At 45.4% G+C, this 23,887-nt stretch carries 19 protein-coding genes; 1 reads left to right on the top strand and 18 read right to left on the bottom strand.

The window, feature by feature from the left end:
- Positions 1 to 4: 4 nt before the first annotated feature.
- From DMO16_RS00460 to hemA, 7 genes are all read right to left on the bottom strand, one after another.
- The gene (locus DMO16_RS00460) at positions 5 to 1,426 is read right to left on the bottom strand and encodes a LysM peptidoglycan-binding domain-containing protein (RefSeq protein WP_129474721.1); all 1,422 of its coding nucleotides are present in this window, start codon (positions 1,424 to 1,426) and stop codon (positions 5 to 7) included.
- 376 nt (positions 1,427 to 1,802) lie between these two features.
- Positions 1,803 to 3,092, bottom strand: coding sequence for a glutamate-1-semialdehyde 2,1-aminomutase (hemL, locus tag DMO16_RS00455; protein WP_129474718.1), 1,290 nt, complete (start codon positions 3,090 to 3,092; stop codon positions 1,803 to 1,805).
- An 18-nt stretch (positions 3,093 to 3,110) separates the two neighbouring features.
- Positions 3,111 to 4,082, bottom strand: a complete 972-nt coding sequence (gene hemB, locus DMO16_RS00450) for a porphobilinogen synthase (protein ID WP_129474716.1) — start codon at positions 4,080 to 4,082, stop codon at positions 3,111 to 3,113.
- Positions 4,079 to 4,840 (bottom strand): uroporphyrinogen-III synthase, encoded by a 762-nt coding sequence (locus tag DMO16_RS00445; protein WP_129474714.1) that lies wholly within the window; start codon positions 4,838 to 4,840, stop codon positions 4,079 to 4,081. Before DMO16_RS00445 ends, hemB begins: the two co-directional genes overlap by 4 nt.
- Positions 4,837 to 5,769 carry a hydroxymethylbilane synthase gene (hemC, locus tag DMO16_RS00440; protein WP_061972593.1) on the bottom strand — a complete coding sequence of 311 codons (933 nt, stop codon included), beginning with the start codon at positions 5,767 to 5,769 and terminating at the stop codon, positions 4,837 to 4,839. Before hemC ends, DMO16_RS00445 begins: the two co-directional genes overlap by 4 nt.
- Positions 5,770 to 5,801: 32 nt before the next feature.
- The gene (locus tag DMO16_RS00435; protein WP_061972592.1) at positions 5,802 to 6,629 is read right to left on the bottom strand and encodes a cytochrome c biogenesis protein; all 828 of its coding nucleotides are present in this window, start codon (positions 6,627 to 6,629) and stop codon (positions 5,802 to 5,804) included.
- Positions 6,630 to 6,667: 38 nt separating this feature from the next.
- A complete protein-coding gene (gene hemA / locus DMO16_RS00430; protein WP_129474712.1) occupies positions 6,668 to 8,008 on the bottom strand; it encodes a glutamyl-tRNA reductase in 1,341 nt (446 codons plus the stop codon).
- Positions 8,009 to 8,315: 307 nt separating this feature from the next.
- Here hemA and DMO16_RS00425 point away from each other — a divergent pair, with 307 nt between their 5' ends.
- Positions 8,316 to 8,792: a LiaF transmembrane domain-containing protein gene (locus DMO16_RS00425; protein WP_082635825.1), complete on the top strand. Its 477-nt coding sequence runs from the start codon at positions 8,316 to 8,318 to the stop codon at positions 8,790 to 8,792.
- A gap of 20 nt (positions 8,793 to 8,812) precedes the next feature.
- Here DMO16_RS00425 and yihA read toward each other — a convergent pair whose 3' ends face one another.
- The 11 genes from yihA to ilvC form a co-directional block, all read right to left on the bottom strand.
- On the bottom strand, positions 8,813 to 9,400 hold the full coding sequence (gene yihA / locus DMO16_RS00420) for a ribosome biogenesis GTP-binding protein YihA/YsxC (protein WP_061972589.1): 588 nt from the start codon (positions 9,398 to 9,400) through the stop codon (positions 8,813 to 8,815).
- On the bottom strand, positions 9,397 to 11,721 hold the full coding sequence (gene lon / locus DMO16_RS00415; protein WP_129474710.1) for an endopeptidase La: 2,325 nt from the start codon (positions 11,719 to 11,721) through the stop codon (positions 9,397 to 9,399). The genes yihA and lon overlap by 4 nt, the downstream gene beginning before the upstream one ends.
- Positions 11,722 to 11,919: 198 nt before the next feature.
- Positions 11,920 to 13,593, bottom strand: coding sequence for an ATP-dependent protease LonB (gene lonB, locus DMO16_RS00410; RefSeq protein WP_061972587.1), 1,674 nt, complete (start codon positions 13,591 to 13,593; stop codon positions 11,920 to 11,922).
- 164 nt (positions 13,594 to 13,757) lie between these two features.
- A complete protein-coding gene (clpX, locus tag DMO16_RS00405; RefSeq protein WP_061972586.1) occupies positions 13,758 to 15,032 on the bottom strand; it encodes an ATP-dependent protease ATP-binding subunit ClpX in 1,275 nt (424 codons plus the stop codon).
- A 390-nt stretch (positions 15,033 to 15,422) separates the two neighbouring features.
- Complete coding sequence (gene tig, locus DMO16_RS00400) at positions 15,423 to 16,718, bottom strand: trigger factor (protein ID WP_129474708.1); 1,296 nt, start codon at positions 16,716 to 16,718, stop codon at positions 15,423 to 15,425.
- A 124-nt stretch (positions 16,719 to 16,842) separates the two neighbouring features.
- Positions 16,843 to 17,886, bottom strand: coding sequence for a hypothetical protein (locus DMO16_RS00395; RefSeq protein WP_061972584.1), 1,044 nt, complete (start codon positions 17,884 to 17,886; stop codon positions 16,843 to 16,845).
- 242 nt (positions 17,887 to 18,128) lie between these two features.
- Complete coding sequence (gene leuD / locus DMO16_RS00390; RefSeq protein WP_061972583.1) at positions 18,129 to 18,734, bottom strand: 3-isopropylmalate dehydratase small subunit; 606 nt, start codon at positions 18,732 to 18,734, stop codon at positions 18,129 to 18,131.
- The gene (gene leuC / locus DMO16_RS00385; protein WP_129474706.1) at positions 18,721 to 20,154 is read right to left on the bottom strand and encodes a 3-isopropylmalate dehydratase large subunit; all 1,434 of its coding nucleotides are present in this window, start codon (positions 20,152 to 20,154) and stop codon (positions 18,721 to 18,723) included. Before leuC ends, leuD begins: the two co-directional genes overlap by 14 nt.
- Before the next feature lie 13 nt (positions 20,155 to 20,167).
- Positions 20,168 to 21,265 carry a 3-isopropylmalate dehydrogenase gene (gene leuB, locus DMO16_RS00380; protein WP_061972581.1) on the bottom strand — a complete coding sequence of 366 codons (1,098 nt, stop codon included), beginning with the start codon at positions 21,263 to 21,265 and terminating at the stop codon, positions 20,168 to 20,170.
- A 21-nt stretch (positions 21,266 to 21,286) separates the two neighbouring features.
- Entirely contained in the window at positions 21,287 to 22,828 is a 1,542-nt protein-coding gene (locus DMO16_RS00375) for a 2-isopropylmalate synthase (protein WP_129474704.1), read from the bottom strand.
- Positions 22,815 to 23,846: a ketol-acid reductoisomerase gene (gene ilvC / locus DMO16_RS00370; RefSeq protein ID WP_061972579.1), complete on the bottom strand. Its 1,032-nt coding sequence runs from the start codon at positions 23,844 to 23,846 to the stop codon at positions 22,815 to 22,817. The genes DMO16_RS00375 and ilvC overlap by 14 nt, the downstream gene beginning before the upstream one ends.
- Between the last annotated feature and the right edge of the window lie 41 nt (positions 23,847 to 23,887).

The following is a 23,887-nucleotide window of genomic DNA, read 5'->3' as shown; positions in this document are numbered from 1 at the left end:
GCCCCTAACGGCTATGCGAGACTGGAATGTAAATAATCTGGCCTTCATTGACTTCTTCCTGGTTGATTCTGTTTACCCTGAGTAATGAATGGATGGACACATCATACCGCTCGCAAATACTGTCCAATGATTCTCCCCGCTGGATAATGTACATTTTTACTTTTGAAAACTTTTCTTCATTGCCGGAAAGCATTTTTGTCAGATACAGGGCGTTCTCTTCTTTTCTTGAAGGGGTAGTATGCTCCACTTCTTCTGGCTCTGGCTCTTCTTCATAAACTTGCTCTGCAGCTTCCCCGGTAACCACATCTTCGGTTTGTGCATACGCGAACGGAGAATAGGTGTCCGGCCGGTGTTCTTCCATCTGCGCATGATCATGAGAGTCGGTTTCAGCAAAGCTGTCCTCCACAGGATCAATTTCTTCCTGTTGAAACGCAGGCACTGGCGGTACAGGCGGTATATAGGAAGGCGTATAGTAGGATATCGATTTAAGCGCAGGAAACGCAGTTTCTTCTTCTTCCTCTTCACCTTGTTCTTCTTCCGTGTTCAAGGCCGGCTCTTCTTCAAGCGGTGAATATTCATCATTTTGCCGGTTGTAATAGATGGCTGGCTCTGAAAAATCATCCTCTTCGGCTTGATCCGGGACAGGCATTACAAAATGCTTTTTGGATTCAAAAGAGAAAGGCGCAAAGATTTCCTCTTCCCCGTCCCTTGGTTTCTCTTCCTCCTGTGCTTCTGGCTGCTGGTTTTCATACCTCGCCTCAAAAACAGGAATTTCAAAGGCTTCAACCGCCTCTTCTTCGTCATTGCTTGTAAAAGATTCAAATGCTTCTTCCTGGTCATTGCTTGTGAAAGATTCAAATGCTTCTTCCTGGTCATTGCTTGTGAAAGATTCAAACGCTTCTTCTTCGTTATTGCTTGTGAATGATTCAAAAGCTTCTTCAAGCGGTTGTTCGGAATACTCCTCTTCCTCACGCTCACCTTCATTGCTGTCGAGAATCCCTGATATGGAAACAGATGCCGTCAGTTCCAGGCATGTCGGATTAGGGAGCTCATAATCAAAGGCATCAACCAGTACAAAAACTTCTTCAAGCCTCGGCACACGCGACGAAGGAATCGTAATGTCTACCGGGAACCGATGATCAAGTTCTGCAATTCCTTCATCATTCATTTTCAATTGGGTCAATGAACGGTAGGATACCTGCTCTCTTAGAGAACCGGTTTCCAAATTAAGCGAACCGCCTTCATCCAGTACACATGGACGGTACTCACCATGCAGCTTCAGGGCTCCTTTAACACAAACCTGGCCATTTTCTTCTGTAACCTGAATTTCCGGCTCCATGGCCATCGATAAAACTTCCGCAACTTCCTGTCCTTTCTTTAACCAGACCGACTCCTCTATGGAGAAACGCAGTTTTGATGGATTCAACGCCTTTCTCCTCCTTTCAGCCAAATATCATACATTACAGGATTATGAACAGGTTAGGGAAAATATGATTGGAAAAGCAAGAAAGACGTTTACCGAGGAAAAACTGTACGCTTACGTCCAGGTTTTCAAAACGAAAAAAACTGCACCAGGCAGATACACCGGGTGCAGTTTTTACTAAAGGGATGTAACCCTTTGTTGCTCTATGAAGTAGTTGATTTCCGTTGCCGAATGCTGGCTTTTACCGGCGCAAGCGCCCTCTTTACCGGTGCTTGCACCTCACTGGTCTCACCTGGCCCGCATATCCTGCCGGAGTCTCGCATCCTTTCACTACAATCAACTTAACAACGAAGATGCTGCGCACAATCTTGCAATACAATTATTTTTTCAACTTGGAAAATGCTTTTTCGCAAGCGGCTATTGTTTTTTCGATATCCTCATCACTATGTGCGGTAGAAAGGAATAATCCTTCGAACTGGGATGGAGGAAGGGAGATGCCTTCTTCCAGCATCGTCTTGAAATAAGATGCAAAATAATCCAGGTTGGATGTTTTGGCACTTTCATAGTTCATAACATCCTGGTCTGTGAAGAAGAAACCAATCATTGAGCCGGCACGGTTCAGACTGTGCGGGATTCCGTATTTTTCAGCTGCCGCTGCAATTCCCTCGGCCAGACGGTCTCCTTTTCTCACAAATTCCTTGTAGGATTCAGGAGTCAGCTGGGACAGCGTTTCATATCCTGCCGCCATGGCGAGAGGATTTCCAGAAAGTGTTCCTGCCTGATAAATCGGTCCACTCGGCGCTACTTGCTCCATGATTTCCTTCTTCCCGCCATAAGCACCGACAGGAAGGCCGCCACCGATTACCTTGCCAAGACAGGTAAGGTCAGGTGTTACGCCAAAATAGCCTTGCGCACAGTTGTAATCGACGCGGAAGCCGGTCATGACCTCATCAAAAATCAGCAGTGAACCGTATTGCTTCGTTACTTCTCGAAGACCCTCAAGGAACCCTTTTTGCGGAGGGACAACACCCATATTTCCAGCGACTGGCTCCACAATGATACACGCGATGTCTTCACCAAACTGTTCAAAGGCATAACGGACACTTTCAAGGTCATTGTACGGAACGGTAATCGTGTTTTTGGCAATGGACTCAGGAACTCCCGGGCTGTCAGGCAGTCCCAGTGTGGCCACACCCGAGCCGGCTTTAATGAGAAGAGAATCCCCATGGCCGTGGTAGCAACCTTCAAATTTCAAAATCTTGTTTCTGCCGGTATAGCCTCGGGCCAGGCGCAGCGCACTCATTGTCGCTTCTGTTCCTGAGTTGACCATTCGGACAATTTCAATGGAAGGGACTCTTTCGACCACAAGCTCCGCAAGCTTTGTTTCCCACTCGGTAGGCGCCCCAAAGCTGGTGCCCAGTTCAGCGGTTTTCTTTAGGGAGTCTACGACTTTTTCATCAGCATGTCCCAAAATAAGCGGACCCCAGGACAGTACGTAGTCAATGTACTCATTCCCGTCAATATCATAGATTTTCGAGCCTTTTCCTCTTTCCATATATACCGGATCCATATTCACCGATTTAAAAGCACGAACCGGGCTGTTTACACCGCCTGGCATATACTTTTTGGCTTCCTGAAAAGCAGCACTGGATTTTTCAAAGCTTCTCATGTTTATATCCTCCTGTCCTTAACGGTTTAACCAGCGTGATACATCCTTTGCATGATAAGTGATGATCAAATCAGCGCCTGCGCGTTTCATTCCAGTCAGCGTCTCCATCACAATGCTTTCTTCATCAATCCAGCCGTTTTGGGCTGCCGCTTTGATCATGGAGTACTCCCCGCTTACATTATAGGCAACAAGAGGGAGTGGATAGCGGTCCTTCAGCTCACGAAGTACATCAAGGTAAGCCAAGGCCGGTTTTACCATAAGGAAGTCTGCACCCTCCTCAATGTCGGATTCAGCTTCGCGAAGAGCCTCCATGCGGTTGGCAGGATCCATTTGATACGACTTACGATCACCAAATTGCGGAGAGCTGTGAGCCGCTTCACGAAACGGACCGTAATAAGCAGATGAATATTTAACAGAATAGGACATGATCGGCACATTTAAAAATCCGGCTTCATCCAACCCTGCTCTAATGGCCGTTACAAATCCATCCATCATGTTGGATGGAGCAATAACATCGGCCCCGGCTTTTGCCTGAGAGACCGCTGTGTTCGCCAATGCCGCAAGCGATTCATCATTCAGCACTTCTCCGTCCCTGATGATGCCGCAGTGTCCGTGATCTGTGTACTGGCACAAACACGTATCAGCAATCACGGTAAGCTGCGGGAAGCTCTCCTTGATGATCTTGATCGCCCTTTGGACAATTCCGTTATGGTCATAAGCCGAGCTGCCGACTTCGTCTTTATGATCCGGCACGCCAAAAACCATAACAGAACGGATGTTAAGGTCCACAAGCTCCTGCATTTCCTCATGAAGAAAGTCAAGGGATACGTGGTAAACGCCTGGCATTGATGGCACTTCCTGCTTCACCTTTTCACCTTCTACAAAAAAGATCGGATAGATCAGATCATCTGTGTGCAAATGTGTTTCTCTGACTAGTGCGCGCATGCTTTCACTTGTGCGCAATCGTCGATGTCGTTTAAAGTTCATCATTGTTTCCCCTTTCCGAAAAAAATCCTCACCGCTTTTATTATACCTTCTTCCGTATAATCATTGGCAGTAATCAGCTTACGAAAGCCGGTTGCTTTTGCTTTTGCAGCAGTTACCGGTCCAACACAGGCAGCGGGAACATCTTGATAATCAGCCAGCCGGCTGCCGATTGTCTCACTGAAAAATGAGATACTCGAAGGGCTCATAAAGAGGAGCATGTCCACCTTGGCTGGAAGCTGCCGGGTATCGAGCACAGGGTTCTTTTTTGTCTCATAAACAATCATTTCCGTAACGTCCGCTTTACCGGCGAGCGTATTTTTTATAGTAGACTTCGCCAGGTTACCTTTAGGAACCAGCACCCTGCTGCCTGGTGTAACCTTGCGCTTTAAGAGAGCAGCGAGCTCCCATCCTTCAAATCGTTCAGGGATTAAATCCACATAAATCCCCTGTCGCTTCAGGCCTTCTGCTGTTTTTCGCCCAACGGCTGCAATCTTCATGTTATTTAGGGACAACTTCTCGGCTTGCAGCCACTCAAGAAAATAGCGGACGCCGTTGACGCTTGTAAAGACGACCCACTCATAGGCATCAAATTCCCGCCTTATCTCTTCTGCAGAAGCACCAGGATTTGCTTTTGAAATGTGCATCACCGGAAAACTGACCGCTTCTGCCCCTTCCTCCCTTAAACGGGATAAGAGCTTCCGGGATTGTTCAACTGCCCTCGTAACAACAATTGTTTTCCCCGTTAACAGACTGGCATTCATATGCCCAAATCTTTCTTTACCTTCTCTAGAATATCTGTTGCTCCTTTAGCCTGCAGAGTGCCTGCTAATTCAACACCAAGCTTTTGTGCATCATTTGAAACGGCATGTTCCTTGATGATGGTTTTTCCATCAGGAGTTCCCACAAGACCGGTTAAAGAAATTTCGCCTGTTTTTGTTTTTTTCGCATAAGCCGCAATCGGCACCTGGCAGCCGCCTTCAAGTCTGTAAAGAAAAGCACGCTCCGCCATTACCGTTTCAAACGTCTCTTTATCATTTATTTGCTGAAGATAATGATTGAGCTCTTGGTCGTCTTCTCTGCATTCGATGGACAATGCCCCCTGTCCCACCGCCGGAAGGCTTGTGGTGACAGACAGGTATTCTGTTACCGTGTCACTGGACCAGCCCATACGCTCGAGGCCTGCCGCAGCGAGTATGATTGCGTCAAATTCTCCTGAGCGCAATTTTCCAAGCCGTGTATCGATGTTACCCCTGATGGACTTGATGGTAAGGTCCGGCCTCGCGTTCAAAATTTGCGCAGCGCGGCGCAGCGAGCTTGTGCCGACGACTGCTCCGGACGGAAGATCTTTCAGAGAACTGTATTTCTCTGAAATAAACGCATCACGAGGATCTACACGCTTAGGCGTACACCCGATCATCAAGCCGTCTGGCAGCACTGAAGGCATATCTTTCATACTATGTACAGCCATATCAATCTCTTTGTTTAAAAGAGCCTGCTCGATCTCCTTTACAAACAGCCCTTTGCCCCCTACTTTGGAAAGCGTTACGTCAAGGATGACATCCCCTTTGGTAACGATTTCTTTTACCTCAAATTCAAAAGGGCAACCGAGGGCTTTTAACTGGTCAATAAACCAATTGGTCTGGGTTAGCGCCAATTTACTTCGTCTTGATCCTACTACAATTTTTCTCATCTATTTAAAACCTCCTACAAGATTGCCGTTTCCTACTGATACCAAAAATGAAATTCGGTCAGTGTCGATGCCAGAAAATAATTGATCAGGACAATCAGAAAGGCCGCCGTATTCCATATGGCAAGGGTTTTCCCCTGCAGTCCCCTGGCTACTTTTTGATACAAAAAGATACTATACACTGCAATAACCACAAAGGACGAAATCACCTTCGCATCAAGCAGAGAAAAGTCCTGTACTTTTAAGAATGCCCAGATGACACCCAATATTAAACTCAATAAAAGAATGGGCACTCCTGTTATATTTAAGCCGTAAGACAGCCGTTCCAGCGTGGAAAGGCTGCCCAGACGCTGAAGTCGCTTGTTCCACTTCTTCTGTTTCAGCAGCCTGTGCTGCAGCAGGTACATGATTGAAAAAATAAACGAAAGCGTAAACGTACCATACGAGATAAATGCCATAGTCACGTGTATAACCAAAAGCTCGGAAATGAGCCTGGTCGACATCTCGTCACTGACCCGTTCACCCGGAGCAAACAGATTAATAGACATGATCAGAAAACCGAGCACATTGGTAAAAAATACCAAAAAGTCGATTCTGAAAAACCAGTTTAACACCAAAGATAAGGTGACTAATATCCAGGCATAAAAAAACAAGCCCTCAAAAGGCGTTAAAATAGGCGGGCGCCCCATTTCCACCATACGCTGGACGAAAAAAACCGACTGCAGTACCCAGACAATAGAAAGCAACCAGAAGGCGATTCGGTTAGCCTTCCGGTTGTTTTGTAAAAAGTCGATAAAATAACCTATAATGCTCAGCGCATATAAAATAATGGTTGTATCGTATATCCAATTTGCGTTTTGCATATCAGAAACTCCCCTCTAGGAGCCCAGTGACATCTCCTTTACAGAGGCAGGGAAGGAGATGCTTCACGTAACTTTGATGTTTCTTTTTCCGTTTTCAGCTGTTGCTGTTTCACCTCTTCTTCAAGCGCAAAAATTTTGGTGAAAAATTCAAGCGCCTGATCTGCCCCAGGTTCCCCAGCCTGCTCTTTAATTCTTACGATCGGATCGCGGAGCAACTGGTTGACAATGCTTTTCGTATGCTTACTCAGCACCTTTTTCTCGCGATCACTCAAATGTGGCATTTTCCGTTCAATGCTTTGCATCGTTTCTGCCTGTACAGCGAGTGCTTTATCACGTAATGCTGTAATCACCGGCACCACCCCAAGCATATTGACCCACGATTGAAAGGCTACAATTTCGCCTTCAATCATAATCTCGATCTTTTCCGCCTCTTTTTTACGTTCAGCGAGGTTGGCTTCAACAATACCTTCGAGATCATCAATATCATAAAGGAAAACACTTTCCAACTCATTTAAACCTGGATCCAGGTCCCGAGGAACGGCGATATCCACCATAAACAGCGGACGGCCTTTTCTTTGCTTAAGCAGGGATTGAACCATTTCCTTTGTGATGACATAAGACTCTGATCCGGTTGAAGTTATGACAATGTCGGCGATGTTAAGGACGCTGCCCAATTCCTCCATAGGGTGTGCGGTTCCATTGAATCGTCCAGCCAGCTCAAGTGCTTTTTCGTACGTCCTGTTCACTACGTGGACACTGGCGACACCATTGCTGTGAAGATGCTTGGCCGTTAATTCACCCATTTTACCGGCACCAACAATTAGAATATCCTTCTTTTCAAGGCCGCCAAAGATCTTCTTTGCCAGCTCAACCGCGGCATAGCTTACTGACACGGCGTTTTCCCCGATTTCTGTTTCGGAGTGGGATCGCTTTGCGAGTGTTATTGCCTGTTTGAAAAGATGGTTAAAAATCGTACCTGTTGTTCCCTCCTGCTGTGCAAGAAGAAAACTGTCACGGACCTGTCCAAGAATTTGAGTCTCCCCCAATACCATTGAATCCAGCCCGGCAGCCACTCTGAATAAATGTTCTACAGAAATCTCTTCCTCACGAATAAATAGAAATGGATTCAAGTCATTCGTCTCAATGGAGAACCATTCTGCAAGAAAAGATTTCATGTAATAGCGGCCAGTATGTAACTGGTCGACGACCGCATACACTTCTGTACGGTTGCATGTGGAAACAATCGTGCATTCGAGAATACTTTTTCTCGCCCGCAATGCCTTATGTGCTTCCGCTAATTCAGTTGGTTGAAATGAAACTTTCTCTCGAATTTCAACAGGTGCGGTTTTGTAATTTAAACCGACAACAAGGATGTGCATCCCACTCACCCCCTTTTTCTCATCATAAAACTGCAGTAATTATCCTAAACCATTATAACATGTATAAGAAAGTAATCATTCTAAAAATGTGAACAGACTATGAAACGTATGCTATCATAAATAAAGTGCAAACGGTTGGATTTGTTCTTAACGATACGTACTTCCCTATTCTGTCCAACCTGTAACAAACTATAAAGTTTCTTGCGTTCACAAAAAAATTTATTTGTGATACCCATATAAAAATAACAAATTTCGACCTTTTTAGCAAAGGATTGATTTGTGTTTTTTAATTTGTTTGGAGGTAATGATGAAAAGTAAAGGAAGTTTTTCAGGTATTGTGCTGCTCGGGATTGGACTATTTTTCCTTGCTCAGCAAATGAAAGTTACATATGTTGCACCCTATTTAACATGGCCAACGTTTCTGATTATTATCGGATTGGCTTTTCTTGTTCAAAGTGGTGGAGGAAAAGATGGCGCAAGTTCATTTTCTGCCATACTCCTGCTTGGTTTGGGAATTCATTTCCACGCCATCCATCATATCGACAGCTGGCCCAATCAGCCGGCAACCATTATTCTGATTATTGGTCTTGCTTTTCTATATATGTACAAGCAAACGAAAGAAGGTCTGCTTGCAGGGATCGTGCTGATTGCTATCGCCGCGTGGAATTTCTTCAACAAATCACAGACACCGTCAATCACGGAATGGTTTTCTTCCGTGGAAGGGTTTTGGCCCTTTGTACTCATTGCTGTGGGTGCGTATTTTGTCTTTATCAAAAAAAAATAAACCAGAGCCTTGGCTCTGGTTTATTTTTGTATATAGTTCTGTATGGTGCTCCATGCCGCGTCTTTTCCGTATCCTGTTTCCGATGAAAACAGCAGCAACGGATCTTCCGGTTTCTTTTTTAACGTGTCGCGCACGACCTTCAAATGCTTTTCCCACTTCCCCTTTGGGATCTTGTCACATTTGGTTGCGACGACAATGACCGGGATATCATGATACTTCAGCCAATCATACATTATCACGTCATCCTTTGATGGAGCATGGCGCAAATCAACCAGCTGAATGACCGCCTTAAGCTGGGGTCTCTCCATGATATATCGTTCAATCATTCGTCCCCATGCTTCCCGTTCTGTTTTTGAAACCTTGGCAAAGCCATACCCCGGCACATCCACAAAATATAGCTCCTCATTAATAATGTAGAAGTTGAGCGTCTGGGTTTTCCCGGGACGCGAAGAGGTGCGTGCCAGGTTCTTCCGGGCAATCATCTTGTTAATGAAGGAGGATTTCCCGACATTTGAACGGCCAGCAAGACCGATCTCCGGAAGCTGGTCTTCTGGGTATTGCTCTGGTTTTACCGCTGATATTACAATGTCTGCTTTTGTTACTTTCATTTACTATCTCCTACTAATGCATGTTTTAGCACTTCATCCAGATGGGACACCGGAATAAAGGCAAGGCTGCTGCGGACACTTTCCGGGATATCATCGATATCTTTTTCATTTTCTTTTGGCATGATGACCGTCTGGATCCCCGCCCTGTGGGCACTGAGGGATTTTTCCTTTAAGCCGCCAATTGGCAGGACGCGTCCCCGTAACGTAATTTCACCAGTCATTCCCACGTCCTTGCGCACCGGTTTGCCTGACAGAGCTGAAACCAGTGCTGTGGCAATCGTAATGCCAGCTGAAGGCCCGTCCTTTGGTGTTGCTCCTTCTGGCACATGGATATGAATATCGGTTTTTTCATAAAAATCCGGATCGATATCAAACTCTATTGCTCTGGAACGGACATAACTGAGCGCCGCCTGTGCAGACTCCTTCATGACATCTCCAAGCTTTCCTGTCAAAATGAGTTTTCCTTTCCCCGGTGTTAGGGCCACTTCAATGGAAAGCGTATCTCCGCCTGCTGTGGTGTAGGCAAGCCCGGTGGCTGCTCCCACCTGGTCCTCCATCTCTGCCTGTCCATAGCGGAACCGGGGTTTCCCAATGTAATCCTCCAGGTTGCGCGCCGTAATCGTTACTCTTTTTTTCTCACCGGATACCAGCTGTTTGGCCGCTTTTCGGCAAAGACCGGCAATTTGTCTTTCCATGCTTCTTACTCCGGCTTCCCTTGTATAATTGCGGACCAGTTTAAGGATGGCGTCCTCTTTCAACTGGAACTGTGATTTTGCCAGACCATGATCTTTTAACTGTTTTGGAATGAGGTGATTCTTCGCGATATGCACCTTTTCCACTTCTGTATAACCCGCAATCGAAATAATCTCCATACGATCCAAGAGCGGGCCTGGAATGGTTGCCAGACTGTTAGCTGTTGTAATAAACATCACTTTTGACAAATCATACGGCTCTTCTATGAAATGATCGGAGAATGAATTGTTCTGTTCCGGATCAAGCACTTCCAACAAGGCAGAGGATGGATCACCCCTGAAATCGTTGGACATCTTGTCTATTTCATCCAGCAGGAAGACCGGATTGATGGTGCCAGCCTTTTTCATGCCCTGTATGAGACGGCCCGGCATCGCTCCCACATAGGTCCTGCGGTGGCCGCGGATTTCAGCTTCGTCACGAACACCGCCGAGCGAAATGCGGACAAAGTTTCTTCCGATGGCCTTTGCGATGGAACGGGCGAGAGATGTTTTACCTACTCCCGGAGGGCCTACCAGGCAAAGAATCGGTCCTTTGAGTGAATTGGTCAGCTGCTGGACAGCCAGGTACTCCAGAACCCGTTCCTTAACTTTCTCAAGCCCGTAATGATCTTCATTGAGAATTTTCTCGGTTCGCTTAATTTCCAGCTGATCTTTTGTCTCCTTGGTCCATGGCAGATTGATCAGCCAGTCAATATAGTTCCGGATCACAGCACTTTCTGCTGATGAACCCGGCATCTTCTCATAACGGTCCAGCTCTTTCAAAGCGATTTCCATGATATTTTCAGGCATATCCGATTCTTCAATACGGTCCCTCAGGCTTGAGATTTCTCCGGTTTTTCCTTCTTTATCGCCAAGCTCCTTCTGGATCGCTTTCATCTGCTCACGAAGGTAATATTCCTTCTGTGTTTTTTCCATTGCTTTTTTGACGCGCTGCCCGATTTTTTTCTCAAGGCCCAGCACTTCTTTTTCATTATTCAGAATCGAGATGAGATGATTCAACCGGTCCTTCACATCAGTGATTTCAAGGATATGCTGCTTTTCTTTGATTTTCAATGAAAGATGGGAGGAGATGACATCTGCCAGCCGGCCTGGTTCCTCGATATCCTGAACGGATGCAAGGGTTTCCGGAGTCACTTTTTTGGATAAGTTTATGTACTGCTCGAATTGCTGAAGAGCCGTCCTCATAAGAGCTTGTATTTCCAGATCCTTTTCGCCCTGATCTTCCATCAGTTCTACTTCAACTTCCAAATACTCTTCCCGGTCGATGAATTGCGTGATCTTACCGCGCTGAATGCCTTCTACGAGTACACGAATGGTCCCGTTCGGCAATTTCAGCATCTGATTGACTTTTGAAAGGGTACCAATTTCATATATTTGTTCTCCGCTCGGGTCTTCAACAGCGACTTCCTTTTGTGTGGATAGGAAGATATGCTGATCATCAAGCATCACTTGCTCTAATGCCTGTACTGATTTTTCCCTTCCTACATCAAGGTGAAGCACCATGGTGGGATACACCAGCAGGCCGCGAAGAGGAAGGAGGGGAAGGATGCGGGTAGTTTTTTCGTTCATTAAACACACCTCCGAATACTGCTTACTGTCTTGAATAATTTCAAATCGTGCAGCCCAGTTTTATATGATGGCAATTTTTTTGACAAATGCCAAAAGCGGCCGAAGAAATTTCTACAGCCTTTGTACAATTCTACCCATAAAGAACCGTTTTGTCTAATCACAGGTTGTTTTGGGGCCATCGAAAGTAAAGCCCCCTCTTTAAACGGATTTTGGAGGGGACTGTAAATACGCAGACGCTGGAATCGCCTGTTGATTATCTTTATCCAGTTCAGGAAATGCATGCTGAAATACTTGCGTTAGTTTTGTGACCGGAATGATCTCAATCCCGTCAATTTCCCTTAGAATGGCCTGATCATTGTCTTTTGGAATGATGACTTTTTTTACACCGGCAAGCTTTGCCGCCAGAACCTTCGCCATAACTCCCCCAACCGGTTTCACTTTTCCATGAACGCTAATTTCACCCGTCATTGCCAATTCGTTGTCGATCGGTATATCGTGCACGGCCGAATAAATGGAAGTGGCAATGGCTATTCCGGCTGATGGGCCGTCAACTGGCCCGCCTCCCGGGAAATTCACATGGATATCATACAATGAGGCATCAACATCCATTTTCCGTAAAACGGTGAGAACGTTTTCAACCGATCCTTTTGCCAGGCTTTTCCTTCTGATTGATTTTGCATTATTGCCAATCGATTCCTCTTCGACAATACCTGTTATAGTAACCGTACCCTGTTTTTTTGCAGGTAAAACAGTAACTTCAATTTCAAGAAGGGCTCCGCTGTTTGGCCCATAAACAGCCAGTCCGTTGACAAGCCCGACTTTTGGAGTTTCTGGAATCTTGTGTTCCGGACGGGGTGTCATCTGGCTGGAATGGATTACCCACTCCATATCCGATTTTTTAATATAATCCCTGTCCTCCGTGATAGCCAGCCCTGCTGAAATTTGCATCATATTAACCGCTTCCCGGCCATTTTTTGCATATTGCGCAAGAAGCTGCAATGTCTCATCATCAACTTTCACGCTGACCTTATCGGCTGCCTTCTTTGCGATTTGCTGAATTTCGGGTGACTGCAGTTCTCTAAAGAATACTTCAAGGCACCTGGAACGGATGGCGGGAGGAATTTCATCCGGGGTTCGTGTAGTCGCTCCGATCAGCCTGAAATCTGCTGGAAGCCCATTTTGAAAAATATCATGAATGTGTGTAGGGATCGTTGTATTTTCCTCGTTATAATAAGCACTCTCAAGAAATACTTTACGATCCTCCAGCACTTTCAGAAGCTTGTTCATTTGAATGGGATGCAGTTCTCCTATTTCATCAATAAAAAGAACCCCTCCATGCGCATTGGAGACCGCTCCCTGCTTGGGCTGCGGAATGCCGGCCTGTCCCATTGCTCCAGCTCCTTGATAAATAGGATCGTGGACAGAACCAATTAACGGATCGGCGATGCCTCGTTCATCAAATCTGGCAGTCGTGGCATCCAGCTCCACAAAAACAGCGGATGGTCGGAACGGTGAGTTACGGTTTCGTTTTGCTTCCTCAAGCACGAGTCTTGCTGCTGCGGTTTTTCCGACTCCCGGCGGTCCATAGACGATCACATGCTGGGGATTGGGGCCGCACAGTGCTGCGTGGAGCGCTTTGATTCCGTCCTTTTGGCCGACGATATCTGCAAACGTTCCTGGACGCACGCGCTCAGAAAGCGGTTCCGTCAATGAGACAGAACGCATTTTACGCAATTGATCCATTTCTTTTCTTGACTCTTTATCTATACTCACTTTTTGTGTACGCTGATTTTTCAACAAGTTCCAAAAGTAAAGTCCAATCACGATTCCAAAGAAAAGCTGAATGAGTAAAGCGATTCCTGTCCAGTTCATTTCTTCCTCCCAAAATTTTTTTATGATCCTAGTATCTCCGAGTGGCCAGAGGACTAAACAGAAAAAATAGAAATGAGGAAAAGTTGAACAAGACAGCAAAAAGACGGGCCATATTTTTCAGACAAAAACAAAAAAACCAGCCCTCAGGCTGGTTTTTTAAATGATTATGCACTTTCCTTTGGTGTTTCTTTTTTCGGTTCAACGATTGTTCCATCCTCAAGCTCGAGTTTCGGTGGAACTTTATCAGAAACGGTTTCTTTTGTAATAATGCACTTGGCCACATCTTCCCGAGATGGAAGCTCAAACATCACATCGAGCATCATTCCTTCAATGATGGAACGAAGTCCACGAGCTCCGGTTTTACGCTCAATCGCCTGGTTGGCAATTTCGGAGAGTGCTTCATCCGTGAATTCAAGTTCCACTCCATCAAGGTCAAGAAGCTTTTGATATTGTTTCACCAGTGCGTTTTTCGGCTTGGTAAGAATCTCAACCAATGCATCCTCATCAAGCGGCGTGAGACTTGCAGTTACAGGAAGACGTCCGATAAATTCCGGAATCAATCCGAAACGAAGCAAATCTTCCGGCAATACTTTTGCAAGATATTCTCCAGCTTTCAATTCAGCCTGTCTTGATTCGGAACTGAACCCAATTACTTTTTTGCCCAGACGGCGTTTAATTATCTGTTCAATTCCGTCAAACGCACCACCGCAAATAAAGAGAATATTGGTAGTGTCGATTTGGATAAACTCCTGATGCGGATGTTTTCTTCCGCCCTGAGGAGGAACACTTGCTACTGTACCTTCAAGAATTTTTAGAAGAGCCTGCTGAACGCCTTCCCCGGAAACATCTCGGGTAATGGACGGATTTTCAGACTTTCTGGCAATCTTATCAATTTCATCGATGTAGATAATGCCTTTTTCCGCTTTTTCCACATCGTAATCAGCAGCCTGAATCAATTTAAGCAAAATATTTTCTACATCTTCCCCTACATACCCTGCTTCTGTGAGGGATGTAGCATCGGCAATGGCAAACGGCACATTGAGAATTCGTGCCAGTGTTTGGGCCAATAATGTTTTACCGCTACCTGTCGGCCCGATCATGGCGATGTTACTTTTCGCCAATTCAACTTCATCCGATTTTTGGGAAGAGTTAATGCGTTTGTAATGGTTATACACCGCAACGGAAAGAGACTTTTTCGCCTGTTCCTGACCAATGACATACTCATCGAGTATCTTGCGGATCTCCATCGGTTTTGGAACTTCTTTAAGTTCTACATCCTCTTCAGTACCTAGTTCTTCTTCCACGATTTCGGTACAAAGCTCGATGCATTCGTCACAAATATATACACCTGGTCCTGCTACCAGTTTACGAACTTGATCCTGTGTTTTTCCACAAAAGGAACATTTAAGCTGCCCTTTTTCGTCATTGAATTTAAACAATGAAATCACCCCTAAACCTTAAATTGAATGAAACCATTTACCTGTTCATCATCCTGATGTATGGATGCTTGTTTCATTACTGTGTGAGCTTGAACTTGTGCTGCACGTTGATTTCATTTCCGCAAGTTTATGTATTGGATTGTATCATATTACCCCTTTGAAACGGAAATAAAAACTCTTCATTGGCATTTAAAAGTATGTATTGGCATAATGGACTGTTTTCGATGTGTTCTATAAGTATTAACCTTATGGCCTATTTTAAAACCTGATTCAGGAAAATAAAGCCTTTAAAAAAGTTTCCATAAAAAAGCCCTATTTCCTGCCGCCCATGCAAATAATTATATAAAACAAGGCACGAAAATTTCGTGCCTTGTCAGACCTTACTTAATATTATGCAACTGTTTTGCTGTTATCCACTAATAAATCAATTGCTTTTCTGATTTTTAAGTCAGCAGCTACTGCGTCATTTCCGCCTTGCATTGCAAGCATTTGAGTGATTTTCTCAACATCCATATTGTACATTTCAGCCATTTTCTTAAGCTCTTCATTGATTTCTTCTTCTGTAGCTTCAATGTTTTCTGCCTCAGAAATTGCTTCAAGTACCAGGTTTGTTTTCACGCGTTTTCCGGCATCTTCTTTCATTTGCTCACGAAGTGCTGCTTCGTCAGTGCCAGAGAACTGGAAGTACAAGTCAAGGTTCATGCCTTGCATTTGAAGACGCTGGCCAAACTCCTGAACCATGCGGTCCAATTCAGTGTTGATCATTGCTTCCGGTACGTCTACTTCTGCATTTTCAACGGCCTTGTCAACCACGGAATCACGTGTGTGATGCTCGCCTTCATGATTTTTGCTCTCTTCCAGCTTTTTGCGGATGCTGGCTTTAAGGTCTTCTACTGTTTCTACCTCAGAATCAGCCTCTTTGGCAAACTCATCATTTAACTCAGGTAGCTGTTTTGTTTTGATATCATGGATAGTTACTTTGAAAACAGCAGGCTTACCAGCAAGCTCGGCTGCATGGTACTCTTCTGGGAAAGTAATTTCTACTTCTTTTTCAGTACCCGCTTTTTCACCGATCAGCTGTTCTTCAAATCCAGGAATGAAAGAACCTGATCCGATTTCCAATGGATAGTTTTCAGCTTTACCGCCTTCAAATGGCTCTCCGTCGACAAATCCTTCAAAATCAATAACAGCAGTATCTCCGTTCTCTACTGTTCCTTCTTCTTTTACAACAAGCTCAGCCTGCTGTTCTTGAAGACGCTTGACTTCATTGTCAACATCCTCGTCAGTTACAGTTGTATCAAATTCAGTTACTTCAAGACCTTTGTAGTCGCCAAGCTTCACTTCCGGCTTCACTACAACTTTTGCTGTAAATACAAGGTTGCTGCCTTTTTCCATTGTTTCGATGTCCACTTCAGGACGATCAACCGGCTCAATTCCTGTTTCTTCTACAGCCTTGCTGTATGCTTGTGGCAGGATGATATCAAGCGCATCTTGATATAAAGATTCAACCCCAAAACGCTGTTCAAACATTTTACGTGGAATTTTCCCTTTACGGAAACCTGGTACGTTTACCTGTTTAACCACTTTTTTAAACGCCTGGTCAAGGGCTGTATCTACTTCAGAAGCCTCAACTTCAATCGTTAAGACACCTTGGTTGCCTTCTAACTTTTCCCACTTTGCACTCATTCAAAGTTCCCTCCAACATTACGTATTTCACCTGAAAATCTAACATTTTCATTGCAACCATTCCATTATATCATAACCGACTTGTATTTCAACAACGACCATTTCCCGTTTAGGACGAGTGGTCCTAAAATTTATTTGGCCCAAACGTAAACCGTTCAATATCAAGCAGCTGATCCACTGCTTTTTTTAACGTTTCCGGATGAATCTCAATGTCTGATTGAAGCTCTTCACACGCGTCCATACCGCTTAATTTGCCGGCTGCGCATTGCAGGGCCTGAGACCAGAAAAATTGGTCAGCGGGCTCGGGCACCTGTGGATAGATCGCAAGTATGTAATCCCACCAAATGGTAAGAGCAAATTGGGACAAGGTTGGATTTTCCTGTTCCAGCCTGTCCTCTACTTCCTTTTTTACTTCCAGATTAAACGGCTCTTCATAAACATCATGGAGCTCTTGTATGGAGATCGAATACATTTGTCCAAACTTATGTAAGGTAACGGTTTCTTCCACATTCTTTGATTTCAGATAATTAAGTGCCATCGTTTTTATGCCCGGATGGCCCTCTTCATTGGCCAAAAATTCACGATAGACAGAAAGTGTTTCTTCCGGATCCATGTAGCTCAGCTGCTGCATGGCAATCCATTGGTTATGTATTTCGCTGCTTGTCAACATACTTCTTAGCGTCTCAATTTCTTGTTTCCTGTCTTCAGCCGGCTCCGGAGTAAAATCAACGCCAGGTTCAGGGTCTTCTGCCATCTTCCGGCTGAAATGAAGCAGCTGGTAAAAAGATTCAGCCTGAGCAGCCGGCAGCTGGTGTTCCCCCAGCACAGCTTCCACCACAGAAACGACTGTTTCGTATTCTGAAAGCTGAATAAGAATGGAAAGATAAATCTGCAAAACGTCAAAGTATTCCCCTATACCCTGCTTAAGCATTCTCTCTGCTCTGGTCTTTGCCTCCTGAAGCTGGCCCAGTTCGATCAGGCTGAGCACCACCCCAAGATGGCCCTGCGGATGGCCGGGATCCAATTCCAACAGCTGAAGAAAGCAGGATAGAGATTCCTTATAATGTTTTGCTTTCAGGGAAGCCATTCCCTTTTCAAGCAAACGGGCAGGCAAATTAGGTAAAGGGACGACGTTGCTTGGTTTTTTTCCTTTTTTGTCATTAGCCATTAGGTTTATTCACTTCCAGTTTCTATTTGCATCAGTTTAACAGTTTAAAGACATAAACTCAAGACGCGGCACAGTTGGCCGAAGGAAACAACAAATCCTGCACACGGTTGTGCAGGATTACTGATATGGAACGATTAAATAGGAAACCTGCTAACACGTTCTGCTTTGCCACGTCTCCTCTTATTTTTCCCTTTTTTGACTTACTTCAAACCTCATCTGTCCAAAAACTTTAAAAACACATTTTATAATTGTGGTTGCTTAACGGCTTCCTGCTGCTTCTCAAAGCGGCTGATCTCATCCTCATATTTTAGGGTAATGGATATTTCATCCCAGCCATTCTGAATCATCTCTTTCCAATATGGATCGAATGAGAAAGAAGCCAGGACTTCCTCTCCGGATAAAATCTCCTGTTTGTTAAGGCTCACCGTAAGCCTTTGATCACCAGCTGCCACTCTGTCTTTCAGGCTATTAATGGTTTCGGCAGGAAGCTTGATCACCAATATTCCATTTTTCAATGAATTATTATAGAAGATATCCGCATAATCCGGAGCCACAATCACTTTAAATCCATAATCCTTCAATGCCCAAGGAGCATGTTCGCGTGAAGAACCGCATCCGAAATTATCTCCGGCAAGCAGGATCTCCGCTCCCTCAGCTTCAGGACGGTTCAATTCGAACTCAGGATTCGGGGAGCCGTCACGGTTAAACCGCCAGTCGAAAAATAAATACTTTCCAAACCCGCTTCGTTCAACACGCTTTAAAAACTGTTTTGGTATGATTTGATCCGTATCCACATTATCACGGTCCAGTACCGCTGCTGTTCCGGTAAATGTTTTAAATCCTGGCATACTGCTCACCTTCCCTAGAACCAGATTGAAACTTGCGAACGTCTGTAAACTTCCCTTCGATGGCAGCTGCCGCCGCCATTTCCGGGCTGACCAGATGCGTTCTTGCCCCTTTGCCCTGTCTGCCTTCAAAGTTCCGGTTGGAAGTAGAAGCACACCTTTCTCCTTCAGGCACGATATCCGGATTCATCCCAAGGCACATGGAACATCCTGAGTCACGCCAGTCAAAACCAGCTTCCTGAAAAACAAGATGTAAGCCTTCCTGCTCTGCTTTTGCCTTTACTTGCTGTGAGCCGGGAACCACAATGGCCTGAACTCCACCGTGAACTTTTCTTCCCTTAACCACTTTTGCAGCAGCCCGCAGATCACTGAGCCTCGAGTTGGTACATGAACCGATGAAGACATGCTGAACAGGTACCTCAGTCAATGACTGCCCAGGATTTAATCCCATATAATGAAGGGCTTTTTGCAAGGATTCTCTTTCCTGCTGTGTTTGTTCATCACTATAGGAGGGTACATTGCCAGAGATCCCCACACCCATGGATGGATTGGTTCCCCAGGTTACCATCGGCTCCACTTCTGCCGCATTGATTTCAATGACCTTGTCATATTTCGCATCTGCATCGGAACGAAGGGCCTTCCACTCGTTCACTTTTTCCTCAAACTGCTCACCCTGTGGAGCATATTTGCGGCCTTTAATATATTCATAGGTCTTCTCGTCAGGTGCAACCAATCCGGCTTTTGCTCCTGCTTCAATCGACATGTTGCATAACGTCATGCGTTCTTCCATGGTAAAGCTGCGCACCGTTTCACCAGTGAATTCAATGACATGTCCGGCGCCAACATTGGTACCGTATTGAGCAATTAAGGCAAGAATAATATCTTTGGCCGTTACTCCAAAACCGCGTTTTCCTTCTATATTTACTTTCAACTGTTTTGGTTTTTGCTGCCAGAGGGTCTGTGTGGCCAACACATGCTCCACTTCACTTGTTCCGATTCCAAAGGCAAGAGCACCAAAAGCTCCATGAGTGGATGTATGGCTGTCTCCGCAAACTATGGTTTTCCCAGGCAATGTTAACCCAAGTTCCGGTCCGATAACATGGACAATCCCTTGTTGGTCGGATTCAAGCCCTTCCAGATGGATGCCATACTCCTTACAATTTTCTTCAAGGGTCTGGATCTGTTTCAAGGCAATGCTGTCATCGATCACAAACCGGTTTTTTGTCGGAATATTATGATCCATTGTGGCAAAACAAAGGTCTGGTCTTCTTACTTTCCGGTTTTTTTTCCGCAGGCCGGCAAAGGCCTGCGGAGATGTTACTTCATGAAGAAGATGCAAATCAATGTACAAAAGACCGGGCTTATTTTCCTCTTGCATGACGGTATGTTTTTCCCAAACTTTATCAATAATGGTTTTTGTCATCTCATCTTCCTCCTTACACATACACTTCAAGCAGTGTGGTGGTTGCTGCATTTTCATCCAATCGATAGATCAGCTGGTCCACCATTTCATCTGTTGTGGATATTCTTCCTTTTTTGCTTTCAATATCTCTGGTTCGGTAATTGGCGTTCAATACTTCCTGAACGGCCATTTCTATTGCATCCGCTTCGTCATTCATATGGAAGGAATGACGAAGCATCATGGCAGTTGACAGGACCATCCCCAGTGGATTGGCCGCATTCTTCCCGGCAATGTCAGGCGCAGATCCATGGACCGGCTCATAAAGCCCTTGACCGTCCTCACTTACCGAAGCGGAAGCCAGCATACCCAAAGAGCCAGTGATCATTGATGCTTCGTCAGATAAAATGTCACCAAACATATTCTCTGTCACAATGACGTCAAATTGTACGGGGTTTCTGACAAGCTGCATCGCAGCATTGTCAACAAGCATGTGCTCTACTTCCACTTCCGGAAAGCTCTTGGCCATTTCGTTGACCACTTCCCTCCAAAGCTTGCTTGACTCAAGGACATTGGCTTTATCTACAGAAGTCAGTTTGCCGCTTCGCGAAGCGGCAATTTCAAAAGCCTTTTTTACCACTCGTTCGATTTCATTGCGGTGATAATACAGCGTATCTACCGCTTCTTCATTTCCAGTTCTTCCTTTTGGCTGGGCAAAGTACAGCCCGCCTGTAAGCTCCCGGACAAATATCAAGTCCACATTTTCGATGAGCTCCGGTTTGAGCGGTGAAATATCACCAAGAGGGGCGAATGCTTTTACCGGCCTAAGGTTGGCAAAAACATTCAATTCCTTGCGAATTTGAAGCAGGCCCTGCTCCGGCCGTTTTTCCATTCCGTCCCATTTCGGGCCGCCAACAGCTCCCAGCAAAACAGCATCACTTTTTTTGCATTGTTCCAGCGTTTCAGAGGGCAATGGAAATCCTGTCTCATCAATGGCTTTACCGCCGATCGGCATTTCTGTCACATTAAACTGATGGCCATAGCGGGCTTCAACTGCTTTGAGGACACGCAAAGCCCCTTTCATCACTTCCGGTCCGATTCCGTCACCCGGCAAGACTGTAATTGTTTTTTCCATCTTGACCCCTCCTCATTAGATTTATAGACTCACGTTCACCAATTCGTCTTTTTGAACGTTCATGATCGTTTTGTTTAGGGCGTGAACATACGCTTTGGCTGAAGCCTGCAGTACGTCCTGTGCCGTTCCGCTTCCATTGATCTCCTGATCCTCGTATTCGAGAAGAACGTATACCTGTGCCAGCGCATCTCTGCCGGATCCGACTGACTGGATGCGGTAATCTTTTAAATGAACCGGCAGCGGAAGCATTTTATCCAGCGTATTGTAGATGGCTTCCACACTTCCTGATCCGGTACCCGCTTCCTGAATCTCTGTTCCATCCGGTGCTTTTAATGTAATGGTCGCCGTCGGAATATTATTTGTTCCATAATTCACCTGAAGGTCGCCAAGCTGATACATCGGAACCGGCGGCTGGATCTTGTGCTCCAGAAGCAGCGCAAAAATGTCTTCCTCGGTAAGCTCCTTCTTTCTGTCGGCAAGGTCCTTAAATTCCTTGAACAGGATATTAAGTTGTTCCTCCCCCGGTTCAAAGCCAAGCTTCTGAATGTGTGACCGGAAGGCATGACGTCCTGAGTGTTTTCCCAAAACAAGCGAGTTGGAAGATACACCGACAAGTTCAGGTGTAATGATTTCATACGTTGATTTCTCTTTCAGCACGCCATCCTGATGAATGCCAGATTCATGCGCAAATGCATTCTTACCTACCACTGCTTTATTCGGAGGAACGCTGATTCCTGTCAGTCTGCTGACAAGCGAGCTCGTACGGCTGATTTCCTTTAATTCCAACCGGCTTTCCGCCTGATAAAAGGAGCTGCGGATGGCTAGAGCAACCGCAATCTCTTCCAGCGATGCATTACCTGCTCGTTCTCCGAGGCCGTTGATCGCGCACTCTATCTGGTCCGCTCCATTTTCAATAGCCGCCATCGAGTTGGCTACTGCCATGCCCAAATCGTCATGGCAGTGTGCTGATAATTTCGCCCTGTGGATATTTGGAACATGCTCTCTTACATATTGGAAGAGCTGCCCGTATTCAGCAGGACTGCGATAACCTACCGTATCTGGCAGATTGATGATAGATGCACCTGCCTCAATCACTTGTTCAATGATTTTTGCAAGGAATGGCAAATCTGAACGGCATGCATCTTCAGCAGACCATTGTACAACCGGAAACTTCTGTTTAGCATATTTAACCGACTGGACAGCCGTTTCAATAACTTCGTCCGGTGTTTTTTTCAGTTTGTATGTCATATGAATTGGAGACGTTGCCAGAAACACATGCAGACGGGGTTCGGCAGAGTTTTTTAGTGCTTCCCATGCGGCATCGATGTCCTTTTGGGTCGAACGCGCAAGGCCGGTGACAGTGCTGTTTTTAATTTCTTCAGCAATCTGTTTCACCGCAGCAAGATCCCCAGGTGAAGCTGCCGGAAATCCTGCCTCAATGACATCAACACCGAGCCGTTCAAGCTGTCTGGCTATTTCCAGTTTTTCATGGGCGTTTAAATTTACTCCAGCCGTCTGCTCGCCATCCCGTAATGTTGTGTCAAAGATATCAATTTTTCGCACTGCTTACTGCCTCCTTTTTCTTACTTTTCTGCTGTTTCACAAATGGCATCATTGCTCTCAACTCGCGGCCAACAACCTCGATTGGGTGATTCTTTTCGCTTTCATTCACAGCATGGAACACCGGGCGGTTCGCTTGGTTTTCGAGAATCCATCCTTTTGCAAATTCACCTGTTTGGATATCTTTCAATACCGCTCTCATTTTCTCTCTTGTATCTTCATCTACGACTCTAGGACCGGATTGGAAATCACCCCATTGGGCTGTATCAGAGATAGAGTATCTCATGCCTTCCAATCCGCCTTCATACATCAAATCTACAATTAATTTGAGTTCGTGCAAACATTCAAAGTAAGCAACTTCCGGCTGATAGCCTGCTTCAACAAGCGTTTCAAATCCTGTTTTTACAAGCGAAGTCAATCCGCCGCACAATACTGCCTGTTCACCGAACAAATCTGTTTCTGTTTCTTCTTTAAAGCTTGTTTCAAGAACGCCGGCTCTTGCCGCTCCAATTCCTTTTGCGTATTCCAACGCTGTTTCCTTCGCAGTTCCTGAAACGTCCTGATAAACGGCGATCAATGCAGGTACCCCGGCTCCTGCTTCATACGTACGGCGTACAAGATGTCCTGGCCCTTTAGGCGCAACAAGGAATACATCCACAAAGTCCGGCGGAACGATTTGATGGAAATGAACATTGAATCCGTGAGCAAAAACAAGTGATTTGCCTGGTGTCAATGCCGGCTCAATTTCCTTTTTGTATACCTGCGGCTGCAGTTCATCCGGCAGAAGGATCATGATAACATCCGCTTCATTGGAAGCTTCTTCAACAGATGCCACGCGTACTCCGTCTTCGACTGCCTGATCGTATGATTTACCTGGTCTTACTCCTACCACCACGTCATAACCGCTTTCCTTCAGGTTTAGCGCGTGTGCATGCCCCTGTGAACCATATCCAATAACTGCTACCTTTTTTCCGTTTAGATACTGATCCGCGATCTCTTTGTCATAAAATACTTTTGCCATTTTTCATCTCTCCTCAATAATAGTTGGTTTTGTTGGTTTTA

Source organism: Fictibacillus sp. S7, from assembly GCF_004127935.1.
In the GTDB taxonomy this organism is placed as follows: Bacteria; Bacillota; Bacilli; order Bacillales; family Fictibacillaceae; genus Fictibacillus_C; species Fictibacillus_C enclensis.
Note: the sequence above shows the minus strand (reverse complement) of the source record. Positions and strands in the feature narration are given on the sequence as shown.

What these genes read in the sequence shown, in the direction of transcription:
- hemL (WP_129474718.1), bottom strand. Translation starts at nt 3,092, where the DNA reads ATGAGAAGCTTTGAAAAATCCAGTGCTGCTTTTCAGGAAGCCAAAAAG.
- hemB (WP_129474716.1), bottom strand. Translation starts at nt 4,082, where the DNA reads ATGATGAACTTTAAACGACATCGACGATTGCGCACAAGTGAAAGCATG.
- DMO16_RS00445 (WP_129474714.1), bottom strand. Translation starts at nt 4,840, where the DNA reads ATGAATGCCAGTCTGTTAACGGGGAAAACAATTGTTGTTACGAGGGCA.
- hemC (WP_061972593.1), bottom strand. Translation starts at nt 5,769, where the DNA reads ATGAGAAAAATTGTAGTAGGATCAAGACGAAGTAAATTGGCGCTAACC.
- DMO16_RS00435 (WP_061972592.1), bottom strand. Translation starts at nt 6,629, where the DNA reads ATGCAAAACGCAAATTGGATATACGATACAACCATTATTTTATATGCG.
- hemA (WP_129474712.1), bottom strand. Translation starts at nt 8,008, where the DNA reads ATGCACATCCTTGTTGTCGGTTTAAATTACAAAACCGCACCTGTTGAA.
- DMO16_RS00425 (WP_082635825.1), top strand. Translation starts at nt 8,316, where the DNA reads ATGAAAAGTAAAGGAAGTTTTTCAGGTATTGTGCTGCTCGGGATTGGA.
- yihA (WP_061972589.1), bottom strand. Translation starts at nt 9,400, where the DNA reads ATGAAAGTAACAAAAGCAGACATTGTAATATCAGCGGTAAAACCAGAG.
- lon (WP_129474710.1), bottom strand. Translation starts at nt 11,721, where the DNA reads ATGAACGAAAAAACTACCCGCATCCTTCCCCTCCTTCCTCTTCGCGGC.
- lonB (WP_061972587.1), bottom strand. Translation starts at nt 13,593, where the DNA reads ATGAACTGGACAGGAATCGCTTTACTCATTCAGCTTTTCTTTGGAATC.
- tig (WP_129474708.1), bottom strand. Translation starts at nt 16,718, where the DNA reads ATGAGTGCAAAGTGGGAAAAGTTAGAAGGCAACCAAGGTGTCTTAACG.
- DMO16_RS00395 (WP_061972584.1), bottom strand. Translation starts at nt 17,886, where the DNA reads ATGGCTAATGACAAAAAAGGAAAAAAACCAAGCAACGTCGTCCCTTTA.
- leuD (WP_061972583.1), bottom strand. Translation starts at nt 18,734, where the DNA reads ATGCCAGGATTTAAAACATTTACCGGAACAGCAGCGGTACTGGACCGT.
- leuC (WP_129474706.1), bottom strand. Translation starts at nt 20,154, where the DNA reads ATGACAAAAACCATTATTGATAAAGTTTGGGAAAAACATACCGTCATG.
- leuB (WP_061972581.1), bottom strand. Translation starts at nt 21,265, where the DNA reads ATGGAAAAAACAATTACAGTCTTGCCGGGTGACGGAATCGGACCGGAA.
- ilvC (WP_061972579.1), bottom strand. Translation starts at nt 23,846, where the DNA reads ATGGCAAAAGTATTTTATGACAAAGAGATCGCGGATCAGTATCTAAAC.